Annotated in this window: 8 protein-coding genes; 5 read left to right on the top strand and 3 right to left on the bottom strand. The window is 74.0% G+C overall.

Annotation, left to right across the window (positions count from 1 at the left end; all coding sequences use genetic code 11):
- The first annotated feature begins 245 nt into the window (after nt 1-245).
- The 4 genes from IQ279_RS11560 (at nt 246) to IQ279_RS11545 (ending at nt 7,368) form a co-directional block, all read left to right on the top strand.
- The gene (locus IQ279_RS11560) at nt 246-3,503 is read left to right on the top strand and encodes an FHA domain-containing protein (RefSeq protein ID WP_443742659.1); all 3,258 of its coding nucleotides are present in this window, start codon (nt 246-248) and stop codon (nt 3,501-3,503) included.
- A 180-nt stretch (nt 3,504-3,683) separates the two neighbouring features.
- Nucleotides 3,684-5,069, top strand: coding sequence for an ABC transporter substrate-binding protein (locus tag IQ279_RS11555; protein WP_206348319.1), 1,386 nt, complete (start codon nt 3,684-3,686; stop codon nt 5,067-5,069).
- Between the two features lie 26 nt (nt 5,070-5,095).
- Nucleotides 5,096-6,421 (top strand): carbohydrate ABC transporter permease, encoded by a 1,326-nt coding sequence (locus tag IQ279_RS11550; protein ID WP_206348318.1) that lies wholly within the window; start codon nt 5,096-5,098, stop codon nt 6,419-6,421.
- Nucleotides 6,422-6,474: 53 nt separating this feature from the next.
- A complete protein-coding gene (locus IQ279_RS11545) occupies nt 6,475-7,368 on the top strand; it encodes a carbohydrate ABC transporter permease (RefSeq protein WP_307792323.1) in 894 nt (297 codons plus the stop codon).
- Nucleotides 7,369-7,460: 92 nt separating this feature from the next.
- On the opposite strand, the gene IQ279_RS11540 is transcribed toward IQ279_RS11545, so the two are convergent.
- The 3 genes from IQ279_RS11540 to IQ279_RS11530 all read right to left on the bottom strand — a co-directional run bounded on the left by IQ279_RS11540 (nt 7,461) and on the right by IQ279_RS11530 (nt 14,137).
- Nucleotides 7,461-12,473, bottom strand: a complete 5,013-nt coding sequence (locus IQ279_RS11540) for an NAD-glutamate dehydrogenase (RefSeq protein ID WP_206348316.1) — start codon at nt 12,471-12,473, stop codon at nt 7,461-7,463.
- Between the two features lie 370 nt (nt 12,474-12,843).
- The gene (locus IQ279_RS11535) at nt 12,844-13,527 is read right to left on the bottom strand and encodes an HAD family hydrolase (RefSeq protein ID WP_206348315.1); all 684 of its coding nucleotides are present in this window, start codon (nt 13,525-13,527) and stop codon (nt 12,844-12,846) included.
- A 94-nt stretch (nt 13,528-13,621) separates the two neighbouring features.
- Nucleotides 13,622-14,137 (bottom strand): DUF6912 family protein, encoded by a 516-nt coding sequence (locus IQ279_RS11530; protein ID WP_206348314.1) that lies wholly within the window; start codon nt 14,135-14,137, stop codon nt 13,622-13,624.
- Between the two features lie 303 nt (nt 14,138-14,440).
- Here IQ279_RS11530 and IQ279_RS11525 point away from each other — a divergent pair, with 303 nt between their 5' ends.
- Entirely contained in the window at nt 14,441-14,863 is a 423-nt protein-coding gene (locus tag IQ279_RS11525; RefSeq protein ID WP_206348313.1) for an Rv3235 family protein, read from the top strand.
- Nucleotides 14,864-14,991: the final 128 nt, after the last annotated feature.

Here is a 14,991-nt window from a genome sequence, read left to right as displayed (position 1 = left end):
CGTTGCGCGCCCTGTCCTCCGTGCTCCGTCCCCTGCTTCCTGTCGGACGCGCCGCGCGGGCGGACGGTTGCGGGTGAGCGGCCGCCGGGGGTTTCGCATCGGAGCGAAACGCGCGGAGGGCGGGCAATTACCGGCCACATTTGCGTGCACAGCAGACCAATCAAGATCATTCGACGGAGGATCGCGGGCGCTGTGACAGTGGTCGGTGCGAGGATGCATCCAGCATCACGGGACTGAAGGGGCCGATGTCGATGCAGATCCGGCTGACCGTCCTCGGACCGCGCGGCGGTCACGCGGAGCAGAGCACCGGCGGTTGCGACGTGCTGGTGACCGCCCCCGCCGGCACCACCCTCTCGGCGGTGACCGGTGCCCTCGCCGCGGCGGCCGCCTCCGCCGGCGCCGCACCCGCCGCCGGTTCCGGGGAGGCGGTGGCGGTGTTCGCCGGGGCGCAGCGGCTGGACGCCGGGCGCCAGATGCTGGGTGTGCCGCCGCTGGTGGACGGCGCGGTGGTGTCCCTGTACGGGCCGACGGCGCCCTGGGGCCACGGACTGGCCCCCGCCGGTACGCGCGCCCGGCTGCACGTCGTCGCCGGACCGGACGCGGGCGGGGTCCACCTGCTGCGCGGCGGGCAGGTGCGCGTGGGCCGCTCCGCCGAGGCGGACGTGCCGCTGGACGATCCGGACGTCTCCCGGCTGCACTGCACGGTCACCGTGGCGGAGTCGGGGGTGGTGACGGTCACCGACCTGGCCTCCACCAACGGCACGACGGTCGACGGCGCCGCGGTCCACGACCGCCCGGTGCCGCTGCCGCCGGGCGCGACACTGCGGCTGGGCGAGTCCGCCGTACGGCTGCGGGCCGGGGCGGAGGAGCTGCCGGACGTGCCCGCGGTCCCGGACGGGGAGGGGCATCTGCGGGTCTGCGCGGGCGGCCCCGCCGCGGGCGGGCTGCTGCCGGAGCAGGGCCGTGCGCCCTCGGCCGCTCCCGCCTCCCCCGGCGCGCCCGCGGGCCCCGCCGCTCCCGCCGCCGAGACGGTCCGCGGGCTGGGCCGCGCGGCGCTCCCGCCGTACGGGCCCGGCGGCGGACCGGGCGGCCCCGGCTCGGCGGCCACCCCTTACGTCCCCGGCGGCCCGGAGGACGCCGGGGAGATCGAGCACGGCCGCGCCGACCGCCCCTTCCCTTCCGGCGGCGGCACCCATGGAGCCGGGATCGCGCCCCCGGGCGGCGACCCTGCCGCCGGGCGACCCCGGCGCGGCGGTCTGGGCGCCTGGGCCCGGCGGCTGGCCGGAGGACGGCCGGAGGACGGCGGCGCGGACGCCGACGGGGCCGGCCGGGCGCGGCCCGCCCCGTCCGCCGTGCCCACAGCGGCGGCCGCGCCGGGCGAGGAGCGCCGGCCCGACCCGTCGGAGATCCTGCTCACCGCGCTGGGCCCCGGCCCCCGGCTGTGGGAGCGCGGCGCCGGCCACCCCGACGCGCTGACCGTCCGGCTCGGCTCGGTCCGCGGCCCGGCCGGGGCCGTCGAGCCGGTGACGGCGGATCTGCGGCGCACGGGTTCGCTGGGGCTGGCCGGCCCCCGGGCCCGGCTGATGCCGCTGGTGCGCTCGGTCCTCGCCCAGCTCACCGCGCTGCACGGGCCGGGCGCCCTGGAGGTCGTGCTGATCGCCCCGGGCCGTGCGCCCCGCGGCGGCGCGCACGACGCGGCGGAGGGCGGCGACTGGTCCTGGCTGGGCTGGCTGCCGCACCTGCGTCCGGCCCACGGCCAGGACTGCCGCCTGCTGCTGGCGTACGACCGCGAGCAGGCCGCCGCCCGCACCGAGGAGCTGCTGCGGCGGCTGGACGGACCGGAGCCGGGCGCGGGCGCGCGCCGCGGCCCGCTGACGGTCGCCGTGGTCGACGGCGACCCGGGCCCGGCCGAGCTGCGCGACGCCGTGGCCCGGCTGGCTGCGCACGGGCCGGCCGCGGGCGTCCATCTGCTGTGCCTGGCCGAGACCTCGGCCGCCACCCCCACCTCCCCGCTCTCCGTGACCCTGGAGGCGGCGGCCGCCGCCTCCCCCGCCTTCCGCTTCTGCGGCGCCGTCGGCCTGCTCAGCGGCGCCGTCGCCACGGCGATACGGGTGGTGGCGCGCGGCACGGATCCTGCGAACGCCCCGGTCGCGACCGTGGACGGGGTGTCGTCGGCCTGGGCCGAGCGCTTCGCCCGGGCACTGGCGCCGCTGCGCGAGGCGGACGCGGCCAGGGGCCCGTCCTCGGACCGCCCCGTGCCGCTGCCGCCGAGTTCCCGCCTGCTGGAGGAGCTGGGCCTGGCCCGGGCCACCCCCGCCGCGCTGCTGGCCCGCTGGGCCGACGATCCCGCCGAGCCCGGCACACCCGCCGGCCCGCGGGCCGAGGCCGTGCTGGGCGCGGGCCCGCACGGCCCGGTCACCGCCGATCTCGCCGCGGGCCACGGCCCCTTCCTCGTCTCCGGCCCGGCCGGTTCCGGCAAGACCGAGCTGCTGCGCTCGGCGGCCGCCTCGCTGGCGGCCGGAGAGCGGCCGGACAGGCTCGCCCTGGTCCTGGTGGACGGGGACGGGGACGGGCTGCGGGTCTGCGGGGACCTGCCGCACGCCACGACGTACCTGGCCGCGGGGGATCCGGTGCGGATGCGGGAGTTCGCCCAGGCGCTGGGCGGTGAGCTGAAACGCCGCGCGGAACTGCTCGGCGACCGCACGTACGAGGCGTACGCGGCGGAGGTGTCGCAGGCGCGGCACCGTGCCAGCGGTGGGACCGCCGCCCGGGTGGTCGCCCAGCGCCGGGCCTCGGGCGCTCCCGTGGCGGGCACGGCCTCGGGCACGGTTTCCGGCACGGGCCCCGGGTCCGGCGCCCTCAAGCTGCGGGCCCCGGGGCAGACCGGTCCCGCCGAGGCCGCCGGCGCCGCGCGGCCGGGAGCGCTGCCCCGGCTGGTGGTACTCGTCGACGACTTCGACACGCTGGTCGCCCCCGCCCTGGGCAACCCCGGCCGGCCGGCGGCCGGTTCGGTGGTCAGGGCGCTGGAGGCCGTGGCCCGGGACGGGGCGCGGCTGGGGGTGCACCTGGTGGCCGCCACCGGGCGGCCGGAGCACACCGGGCGGACGGCCACCGGGCAGGGGGCGGTCCTGCGGGCCTTCCTGGGCTCCGGCGGCCCGGGGGACCCGGGCGGTCCGGACGGCCCGGGTGGTCCAGGGAGTCCGGGCGGTTCAGGGGGGCCGGGAGGCTCCGGTGAGGGACCGCTGCCGGGGCGGGGGGCGCTGCACCGGCCGGACGGCTCGGTGACCGTCTTCCAGGCGGGCCGGGTGTCGGGCCGCATACCCCGTACGGCGACTCTGCGGCCGACGGTGGTCCCCCTGGACTGGGCGCGCGCCGGGGATCCCCCCGCCCGCCGTCCCGTACGTGAACTGGGCAACGGGCCGACCGATCTGGCGCTGCTCGCCAGCGCGGTCGAGCGCGCGGCCCGCGAGGCGGGCGCCCCCGCTCCTCCCCCGCTGATGTGACGTCAACATGACCGTCACACAAGGAGATCGAGGCCTTACGGTCACGAGCCGGTCACGAACGGCGAGTTGACACGTGAAGCCCTGTTGCCGGGCAATGTGTTCAGGCGTAGGACTGACCGAACGGGACGTACGGCGCGGCCGTTCGACGACCGGCCGTGCCCACAGTGGGGACGGTGAGCTATGCGCACTTCTGTCCGTACAACTCGATCGCGGGCCCGCAGAGCGGGCATCGCGCTGGCCGCGGCGCTGGCCCTTTCACTGACGGCCGCCTGCGGCGGAGGTGATGGCGGGGGCGACGGCTCCGGGGCCTCCGGGGACGGGGCCGGCGACGGGCGGGAGGCCACGGTCGAACTGCCGGACCTGAAGGGGCAGAAGCTCCAGGTGGCGGCCGTGTGGACCGGACCGGAGCAGAAGAACTTCCGCAGGGTCCTCGACGAGTTCGAGGAGCGCACGGGCGCCGAGGTCGGCTTCGTTCCGACCGGTGACAACGTGGCGACCTTCGTCGGCTCCAAGGTCGAGGGCGGCGCGCCGCCGGACGTGGCGATGCTGCCGCAGGTCGGCGTGCTCCACCAGTTCGCCGAGAAGGGCTGGATCAAGCCGCTCAGGGAAGGGACGCGCGAGCAGCTGGGGAAGAACTTCTCCCAGGGCTGGCAGGACCTGGGCGCCCACGACGGCGAGCAGTACGGCGTCTACTTCAAAGCCGCCAACAAGTCCCTGGTCTGGTACAACACCACCGCCTTCGAGAACGCGGGCGTGAGCGAGCCGAAGACCTGGGACGAGTTCCTGGAGGCCGCGCAGACCCTCTCCGACTCCGGTGTCCCGCCGGTCTCGGTCGGCGGCGCGGACGGCTGGACGCTCACCGACTGGTTCGAGAACGTCTATCTCTCCCAGGCCGGGCCCGAGAAGTACGACCAGCTCGCCGCCCACGAGATCAAGTGGACCGACCCGTCCGTCCGGGATGCGCTCAACACCCTCGGCGAGCTGTTCGGCGAGAAGGAGCTGCTGGCGGGCGGCAACCAGGGCGCGCTGCGCACGGAGTTCCCCAAGTCCGTCACCCAGGTCTTCGCCGACGTCGAGCAGCCGCAGGCCGCGATGGTCTACGAGGGTGACTTCGTCGCCGTCAACATCGGCGACACCGAGGCGGAGATCGGCCAGGACGCCAAGGTCTTCCCCTTCCCCGCCGTCGGTGAGGACTCCCCCGTGGTCAGCGGGGGCGACGCGGCGGTGGCGCTGAAGGACGGTGAGGGCGCCCACGCCCTGCTCACCTTCCTGGCCTCCACCGACGCCGCCGCGATCTGGGCGGAGCAGGGCGGCTTCATCTCGCCCAACAAGGAGCTGGACACCGCCGTCTACCCCGACGACGTGCAGCGCGACATCGCCGAGGCGCTGATCGCCGCGGGCGACGACTTCCGCTTCGACATGTCCGACCAGGCCCCGGCCGCCTTCGGCGGCACCAAGGGCGCCGGCGAGTGGAAGGCGCTCCAGGACTTCCTGGCCGATCCCGGGGACGTGGCCGGCGCCCAGCGGGAGCTGGAGGCCGCCGCGGCCAAGGCGTACGGCGACTGACGGGCCGGGACGGAGGCACGACTGCCATGTCGACCGCCGCAGCGGGCGGCCCGGCGACCCGCCGCTCCTCCATCGTCCGCGCCCGGCCCTGGTCGGCGGCCTGCTTCCTGCTGCCGGCCCTGGTACTGCTGGGCGCGCTGGTGGTCTATCCCATCGTCTACTCGGTCCACCGGAGCCTCTTCGACGCCTCCGGTACCGGGTTCGTCGGCCTGGGCAACTACATCGAGCTGTTCACCGACGACGACACCCTGACGGCGATCAGGAACAACACGGTCTGGGTGGTCGTCGCCCCGACCGTCTGCACCGCCCTCGGGCTGATCTTCGCGGTACTGACCGAACGGGTGCGCTGGGGCACCGCGTTCAAACTGATCGTCTTCATGCCCATGGCCATCTCGATGCTCGCCGCGGGCATCATCTTCCGCCTGGTGTACGAGCAGGACCCGGACCGCGGGGTGGCCAACGCCGTCTGGGTCTCGGTCCACGACACCTTCGACGAGGCCTCCGCCTGGCCCGGCGCCCGCCCGCGGCCGGACGGGGAGTTGGAGGGGACCGGCGGCTCGTACACCACGAAGTCCGCGGCGGACGCGGCCGATCCGGCGAACCTGCCGCTGGTGGGCGTGCCTCCCCGGGACCTGGCCGACGCCGCCGAGGCGTCGCCCGCGCGCCCCGCGGGCGACGGCAAGGTCACCGGCACGGTCTGGGTGGACTTCGCCAAGGGCGGCGGGGGCGAGCCGAACGCCGTCGACCCGGGCGAGAAGGCCCTGGCCGGGGTGGTGGTCGAGGCCGTGCGGGACGGCAGGGTGGTGGCCACCGCCACCACCGGCGAGGACGGCACCTTCGCCCTGCCTGCCGAGGCGGACGGCGCCCGCCTGCGGCTGCCCGCCTCCAACTTCACCGAGGCCTACAACGGGGTCGACTGGCTCGGACCGTCCCTGGTCACCCCGGCCATCATCGCCTCCTACGTCTGGATGTGGGCGGGCTTCGCGATGGTGCTGATCGCGGCGGGTCTGGCGGGGGTGCCGCGCGAACTGCTGGAGGCGGCGCGGGTCGACGGCGCGAACGAGTGGCAGGTCTTCCGCAGGGTCACGGTGCCGGTGCTGGCCCCCGTACTCGCGGTGGTCCTCGTCACTCTGATGATCAACGTGCTGAAGATCTTCGACCTCGTCTACATCATCGCCCCGGGCGCCACCCAGTCCGACGCGAACGTACTGGCGCTCCAGCTGTACCTGTCGTCCTTCGGCACGGGCGCTGACCAGGGCGTGGGCAGCGCCATCGCGGTGCTGTTGCTGCTGCTGGTGGTGCCGGTGATGGTCTTCAACATCCGGCGGCTGAGGAGGGAGAACCGACGGTGAGCACCCTCTCCGAGGCAGCATCCGGCCCGGAGCCGGTATCCGGAGCCGCGCCCGTGCCGACGGGACCGGAACGGAACGGACGGACGCGCCGGCCGCACCGGCCGCTCGGCGCGCGGATCGCCGCGTTCACCGGGCACTGGGCGGTGCGCTTCACCCTGGTGGTGGTCGCCCTGCTGTGGCTGCTGCCGACCACCGGGCTGCTGCTGTCCTCCCTCCGGGAACGTTCCGATGTCTCCTCCTCAGGCTGGTGGACGGCGCTGGGCGACTGGTCGCAGCTGACGGCTTCCAACTACCTCTCCCTGCTGGAGAACGACGCCATCACCGGCTCCCTGCTGACCACCCTGGTCATCACCGTGCCCTCCACGGTGCTGGTCGTGGTGATCGGCTCGCTGGCCGGATACGCCTTCGCCTGGCTAGACTTCCCCGGCCGGGACTGGTGGTTCCTGGCCGTCGTCGGGCTGCTGGTGGTGCCGGTGCAGGTGGCGCTGATCCCGGTGGCGAAACTCTTCAACACCCTGGGGATCTTCGAGACCACCGTCGGCGTGGTGGTCTTCCACACGGCGTTCGGCCTGCCGTTCGCGATCTTCCTGCTGCGCAACTTCTTCGCGGAGATCCCGCGGGAGATGCTGGAGGCCGCGCGGCTGGACGGTGCCGGCGAGGTGCGGCTGTTCACCCGTGTCGTGCTGCCGCTGGGCGGCCCGGCGATCGCGAGCCTGGGCATCTTCCAGTTCCTGTGGGTGTGGAACGACATGCTGGTGGCGCTGATCTTCGCCGACGCGGGCGATCCGCCGGTCACGGTCGCCCTCCAGCAGCAGGTGCGCCAGTTCGGCAACAACATCGACGTACTGGCATCGGGCGCGTTCGTGTCGATGGTGATCCCGCTGGTGGTGTTCTTCGCCTTCCAGCGGCAGTTCGTCTCGGGCGTGATGGCCGGCGCGGTGAAGTAGGGCCGGTCCGGCGCCGCACACGGTGAGAGGGGGCGGCCGTCCGGCCGCCCCCTCTCACCGTGCTTCCCGCGCCGCGGCGCGTCAGCGGTCGGTCAGCGGTTGCTGCGCAGCAGTGTGCGCATCGTGCGCATCGCCACCGACAGGTTCGCCAGGTCGAAGGTGTCCGACTCGCGGATCTCCTCAAGCGTGGCCCTGGCCCGTCCCAGGACGGCGGCGCTCTTCTCCTCCCACGCCTTGAAACGCTGCTCGGGCGTGGCGCTGCCGTCCCCGGAGGCCAGCACGTCCGCGGTGAGGAGCTGGTGGGCGGCGTAGAGGTCCTCGCGGATCGCCGCGCGGGCCATTGACTGCCAGCGGTCGGAGCGCGGCAGCTCGCTCACCCTGTCCTGGAGCTCGGTGATGCCCAGCCGGTCGGCCAGGTCGTAGTAGACCTCGGCGACGTCCAGCAGTTCGCGGCCGGTGCGGTCGGCGACGGCCACCACGTCCAGCGCGGGGAAGGCGGAGGAGAAGCCCGCCACCCGCAGCGCCAGGTCGCCGGGGACCCCGGCACCGGTCAGCTCGTCCTCGACGCTCTGGTGCCAGTCCAGGTCGGCGCCCCTGAGCAGCTTGGGCAGCTGGGACCAGACCACCTCCACCCGCTCCCGGAAGACCTCGATGGTCTCGGCGAGCTTCAGCGGCTGCGGCCGGTTGTTCAGCAGCCAGCGGGTGCCCCGCTCGACCAGCCGCCTGGCGTGCAGCCGCATCCGGGTCTGGACGTCGGCGGCCACGGCGTTGTCCAGCTCCTCGACCTCGTCCCAGACCCGGGCCAGGCCGAAGATCTCCCGGGCTGCGGTGTGCGCCCGCACGATCTCCTCCGCCGAGGCGCCCGACTCCTCCTTCATCCGGTGCACCAGGGTCGAGCCGCCCGTGTTGACCGTGTCGTTGACCAGGAGGGTCGTGACGATCTCGCGCCGCAGGGCGTGGCGCTCGATCTGCTCGGGGAAGCGGTCGCGCAGTGCGCTGGGGAAGTACGCGTGCGCCAGTCGCTGCAGATAAGGGTCGTCCGCCAGATCGGTGTCGGCCAGCTCCTCGGTGACGGTGATCTTGGCGTACGCCAGCAGCACCGCCATCTCGGGCTGGGTCAGTCCGTGGCCGTGTGCCAGCCGCTCGCGGATCTGCCGGTCGGCCGGCAGGAACTCCAGCTGCCGGTCCAGCCGTCCCTGGCGGGACAGGCTGCGCATGAGGCGCTGCTGGGCGTGGAGCAGATCGGGCGCCTGCCGCATCGCGTTGGCCAGCGCCACGTTCTGCGCGTAGTTGTTGCGCAGCACCAGCTCGGCGACCTCGTCGGTCATCTCCGCCAGCAGCCTGTTGCGCTGCTTGACGGTCATGTCCCCTTCGGTGACGACCGAGTTGAGCAGGATCTTGATGTTGACCTCGTGGTCGGAGGAGTCCACACCCGCGCTGTTGTCGATGGCGTCGGTGTTGATCCGGCCGCCCTCGTGCGCGAACTCGATGCGGCCGAGCTGGGTCAGGCCCAGGTTGCCGCCCTCCCCGACGACCCGCACCCGCAGATCCCGGCCGTCGACGCGGATCGCGTCGTTGGCCTTGTCGCCGACGTCGGCGTCGGTCTCGGCGGACGCCTTGACGTAGGTGCCGATGCCGCCGTTCCACAGCAGGTCCACCGGGGCCTTGAGGATGGCCCTCATCAGCTCGGCCGGGGTCATCTTGGTGACGCCGTCCTCGATGCCCAGCGCCTGGCGCACCTGCGCGCCGACGGGGATGGACTTGGCGCTGCGGGGATGGACGCCGCCGCCGGGCGACAGCAGCGAGGTGTCGTAGTCGGCCCAGGAGGAGCGCGGCAGTTCGAACAGCCGGCGGCGTTCGGCGTAGGAGGTGGCCGCGTCCGGGTCCGGGTCGAGGAAGATGTGCCGGTGGTCGAAGGCGGCCACCAGCCGGATGTGCTCGCTGAGCAGCATCCCGTTGCCGAAGACGTCCCCGGACATGTCGCCGATGCCGACGACCGTGAAGTCCTCGGTCTGGGTGTCGTGGCCGAGCTCGCGGAAGTGCCGCTTGACCGACTCCCAGGCGCCGCGGGCGGTGATGCCCATGGCCTTGTGGTCGTAGCCGGCCGAGCCGCCGGAGGCGAAGGCGTCGCCGAGCCAGAAGCCGTAGGCGGTGGCGACCTCGTTGGCGGTGTCGGAGAAGGAGGCGGTGCCCTTGTCGGCGGCGACGACCAGGTAGGTGTCGTCACCGTCGTGCCGCACCACTCGCTCGGGCGGCACGACCTGGCCGCCCACGAGGTTGTCGGTGATGTCGAGCATGCCGGAGATGAAGGTCTTGTAGCAGGCGACGCCCTCGGCCAGCCATGCGTCGCGGTCCGCCGAGGGGTCGGGCAGCCGCTTGCCGACGAAGCCGCCCTTGGCCCCCACCGGCACGATCACCGTGTTCTTGACCTCCTGCGCCTTGACCAGACCCAGGATCTCGGTACGGAAGTCCTCGCGCCGGTCGGACCAGCGCAGGCCACCGCGGGCGACCTTGCCGAAGCGCAGGTGCACGCCCTCCACCCGCGGCGAGTACACCCAGATCTCGTACGCCGGGCGGGGCGCGGGCAGGTCCGGGATGGCCTGCGGGTCGAACTTCATCGACACGTACGCGTGCGGCCGGCCCGACTCCTCGTCGCGCGGCTGGAAGTAGTTCGTGCGCAGGGTGGCCTTGATGAGGGTGAGGAAGGAGCGCAGGATGCGGTCCTCGTCCAGCGAGGCGACCTGGTCCAGCGCCCCGTCCAGCTCCTCCAGCAGGCCGTCGGTCAGCTCGTGGCCGGCGGCGGCGCGGTCGGGGGAGAGACGGGCCTCGAAGAGACTGACCAGCAGCCGGGTGGTGTGGACGTTGCGGCGGAGGGTGTCCTCCATGTAGTCCTGGCTGAAGGGCGAGCCGGCCTGCCGCAGGTACTTGGCGTAGGCGCGCAGCACCATCGCCTGCCGCCAGGTCAGTCCGGCCGACAGCACCAGCGCGTTGAAGCCGTCGCTCTCGGCCTCGCCGCTCCAGACGGCGGCGAAGGCGTCCTGGAAGCGCTCGCGGGCGTCGCCCTCCAGGTTCTGCGCGTGGTTCGCCGGCAGCCGGAGCCCGAAGTCGTAGATCCACGCCGGGGAGCGGTCGGCGCAGCGCAGTTCGTAGGGGCGCTCGTCGACGACCTCGACGCCCATGGCCTGGAGGATCGGCAGCACAGCGGAGAGCGAGACGGGCTCGCCGGTGCGGTAGATCTTGAAACGGCGCTCGCCGGGGCCGGCCCCGACCGGCTCGTACAGGCTGAGCGCGAAGTCGCTGACCCCCTCGCCCCGTTCCAGGCCCTGGATGTACTGGAGGTCGGCGACGGCGGTGCGGGGCGGGAAGTCGGCCTTGTAGCCCTCGGGGAAGGCACCGCCGTAGCGGTGGGCGAGCCGGGCCGCCCGCTCCTCGCCGACCTCGGCGACCAGCGCCTCGGAGAAGCCGTCGGCCCAGGAGCGGGCGGCCTCCACCAGCCGGGCCTCGATGCGCTCGGCGTCGGCGTGGGTCAGCTGTACCAGCTCGGTGCCCTGCGGGACGCGGACGACGAAGTGCAGCCGGGCGAGGACGGACTCGGTGTTCCAGGCGGTGAAGTCGACGCTGGTGCCGCCCAGTTCCTCCATGAGGATGTCGGTCATCCGCAGTCGCACTGCGGTGGTGTAGCGGTCGCGCGGCAGGTAGACCAGCGCGGAGTAGTAGCGGCCGTACTCGTCCTGCCGCAGGTAGAGCCGGAGTTTGCGGCGCTCCTGGAGGTACAGCACGGAGGTGGCGATCTCGCGCAGCTCGTCGGCCGGGATCTGGAAGAGCTCGTCGCGCGGGTACGTCTCCAGGATCTGGAGCAGATCGCGGCCGTCGTGGCTGTCGGGGACGAAGCCGGTGGAGCCGATCACCTCCCCGACCTTGCGGCGGATGACGGGCACCCGGCGCACCGACTCGGTGTACGCGGCCGACGAGAACAGTCCGAGGAAGCGGCGCTCCCCCACCACGTTGCCCGCCTCGTCGAACTTCTTCACCCCGATGTAGTCGAGGTAGGAGGGGCGGTGGACGGTGGCCCGGCTGTTGGCCTTGGTGAGCACCAGCAGCCGGTGCTCGCGGGCCTTGGCGCGGACGCCGGCCGGGAGGCGGTTGAAGGAGGGCGAGACAGGGTGGGCGTGGGTGTGGGCGGGCGCGTGGGGAGGTACGGAGGCGCCGTCCCGCTCCCCGCCCGGATCCCCGTCGCCCCGGTCGTCGTGGTGGGGGTCGGAGCGCAGGATGCCCAGGCCGGTGCCCGGGACGGCGCTGAGCAGCAGCTCCTCGGCACCGTCCACGCTCTCGGTGGTCAGCTCGTACTCGCGGTAGCCCAGGAAGGTGAAGTGATCGTCCGCGAGCCAGCGCAGCAGCTCGCGCGCCTCCTCCACCTCCTGTTCGGGCAGATCGTCGGCGAGCGGCTCGTCGGGCAGGCCGTCGGCGATCCGCAGCGCGGCGTTCCGCATCTTCTGCCAGTCCTCGACGGCCTCGCGCACGTCGGACAGGACGCGCCGCAGGTCGGCGGTGATCCGTCCGAGGTCCTCGCGGTCGGTCTCGCGGTCGATCTCGACGTGGATCCAGGACTCGGTGAGCGCGTCGTCCGGCAGCCCCTGCCCGGGCCGGGCGCCCGAGTCCAGGACCTGGAGCAGCCGGCCGGTGACATCGCGGCGGACGACCACCTGGGGGTGGACCACCAGGTGGATGCCGCGTCCCTGCCTGGTCAGTTCGTTGGTGACCGAGTCCACCAGGAAGGGCATGTCGTCGGTGACGACCTCCACGACGCTGTGGGTACACGTCCAGCCGTTCTCCTCGACGGACGGGGTGTGGACGCGGACGTTCGCGGTGCCCTGGGGGCGCTGCTGGGCCAGCCGGCAGTGGGAGACCGCGGCCCCGTAGACGTCGACCGGGTCGCGGTCGGTGAGGTCCTCGGGAGCGGTGTGCAGGTAGTAGCGCTGGAGGTACGAGCCGAGGGTCCCGGCGTCCAGCCCCGGTACGGGTTGGCTGCCGGCGGGACCGCTATCGGCGACCCGGGCGGCTCGTTCGAGCAGCTCGGCCTTTGCTTCGTCCAGCTTGGTCTGCATGTCGTCTGGCTCCTGTCGCGCGCCGTTGCGTGACGTCAAGGCGTTGAGGGTTCTGAGGGCCTGACGCCGGCACACCAGGTGTCCGCCGGAGCGGGGCGTCATGCCCGGAGACGGGGTGATCCGCGGCACCCCCGGTCCCGGCTGCGCCGCACGGGTGCCCGGGGTCGGGGGCGGCACTGCCTCCCGCGGGTGTCTCGCTGATCACGCGGCTAGGCTACCCCTCTCCGGCCGGACCCCGTCATGGCCAGTATGTGTACAAAACCAGTGGTCGGAGTTGGACGTTGTGGACAGCATCCGGCAGGCCGCGGAAGGCGCGGCGCCGGACGGCGTACGACGGCGTGCAGCGCTCTCCCGGTACCGCACGGCGGTGTCAGTGCTCCCCGATCACGTGCTCGGCCACCTCCACCGCCTCGGCGAGGCTGTCCACCACCGGCACCCCGGCCGCCCGAAGGCTGCTCCTGCTGTGCGAGCCGCCGGTGTACAGCACGGCCCGCGCGCCCACGGCGGCGGCCGCCACCGCGTCGTCCACCGCGTCGCCGACCACCACGGTGCGGCGGGGATCGAACCCGTCGAGCGCCGCCACGTGCGCCGCCATCTGCCGGGCCTTGCCGGTGCCCGACCCGCTGCCGCCCCCGAGGTTCCCGTCGACCCGGACGAAGTGCTCCTCGATGCCGTGTCTGCGCACCAGCGGCACCAGATGGTCGTGCGGGGCAAGGGAGCACAGCGACTGGGTCAGCCCGGCCTCCCGCCGCGCGGCGAGCAGTTCCGCCGCGCCGTCGGCGAGCCCCACCCGCTCGACGCGCGCGAAGTAGTGCCGGTGGAAGACCTCGTCCATTCCGGCCCACTCCTCGTCGGTGGGCAGCCTCCCCATCAGACGCTCGTAGAAGCGCGGCACGGGTACGCAGTACAGCTCCCGGTAGCGCTCCAGCGTGATGGGCGGCAGCCCTATCTCGGCGAAGGCGGCGTTGGTCGCGGCGATGACCGCGTCGATGTCGTGCAGCAGCGTGCCGTTCCAGTCCCACACGATGTGGGCTCTCCCCGTGCCCGAGTCCATACCCACGACGGTAAGGGGTGGGTGTGACAGGCGACAGGCGCGGCCGGCCGGAGCCCCGTCCCCGACCGGGCCGGGGCGCCGGCCGGGGACGGACTCAGGCCGGCCCCTCCACGATGTCGCCGATCTCCTGGGTGGCGTACCACAGCAGCTCGTGGTCGTCCGCACCGTCCACCGTGAAGCGGGCGTCGTCGTCGCCGTGGTCGGCCGCGCCCAGCGCCTGTGCCGCCGCGGCGACGTCCGCCTCGGCGTCGCCGCCGTCCACGTGCACGGCGGCGGCCCGGTCCAGCGGTACGGCCCGCTCGATCCGCACCTCGCCCAGCGCGGCCGGGTCCAGACCGCGGTCCGGGTCGGCCACGGCCTCGCGGTCGGGCACGTCGACGGCGACCACGACCCGGCGGCGCGGGGCGTCCGGGGCGACGGCCAGGAGCCGCAGCGAGGCCTGCGCGGCGCGGCCGAGCGCGGCGTACTCCAGCTCCTCGATGTCGTCCGAGACGTACCACTCGCGCAGCCCGGGGGTGACCGCGTAGGCGGTCAGCGGGCCGGGGCCGAGCTCGCCCGCCCGGTGCGCGGCCGCCAGGCCGGGCAGGGTGAGGGGGACATAGACGCGCATCGCCACCACTTTCGTGTAAGGCCGCTCCGGGTGCCCCGACAGCATACGGCGGCTCCCGCGCGCCGAACTCCCCCGGTCCCGTTCCGCCCCGCTCGCTCGCATCGGACGACGGCGCAGGTCAGCGGCCCCTGCCGTCAAGCCCCGGCGGATTCTCCATCGGACAGGTGAAACGCACACAGTCCGCCGCCACCGCCCGGCGGTCGTTGCCGCCCCGCGGGCGGCCCAGTAGAAACCGGGGTGGAAGTTACCGCCCAGTAAGCGGATCGATGTGCGGGACACCGCACCAGACCACGGGGAGAGACCATGCCGCCCACCAGCCGTACCGCCCCTCCCGGCCGCCGGGACTCCCGGCGGCCGGCCCGCTCGGCCCTGCTCGCGGCCCGGCAGCGCGAACGCGACCGGCTGCCGCCCTACTGGTTCGCACACCGGCTGGTGCTCGTCCTCAGCGGGCTGCGGCCGGTCCACCTGCTGCTCGGCCACACCCGCGACGAGGCGTACGAGCAACTGGTCCGGCTCGCCCCGCTGACCCCGCTGCGGTCGGCTCAGGCGGGCGGACCCGCTCCGGTGGTCAGGGAGGTCGGCTGGTCGCAGCCCAGCCCCGACGCGGTCGAGGCGTTCGCCCGGATCGCCGCCGGCGACCGGCTGCGCGCCGTGGCCTTCCGCCTGGAGCGTTCCCGCGACCGGCGCTGGCTGTGCTCCGCCGTCGAACTCGACACCGTCTCCTGACCGGCGGGACGACACCGTGACCGTGCCGCGCGGGAAGCGGGGGCCGTGGCGGCACGGAAAAAGCCGCGGGGCCGGGCGTCCTCATCGGACGCCCGGCCCCGGACCGGCCTCGAAGCGGACCGCCGCCC

It is taken from the genome of Streptomyces verrucosisporus (assembly GCF_017114865.1).
Taxonomy (GTDB): domain Bacteria; phylum Actinomycetota; class Actinomycetes; order Streptomycetales; family Streptomycetaceae; genus Streptomyces; species Streptomyces fenghuangensis.
This window is presented reverse-complemented; position numbering and strand designations above follow the sequence as displayed.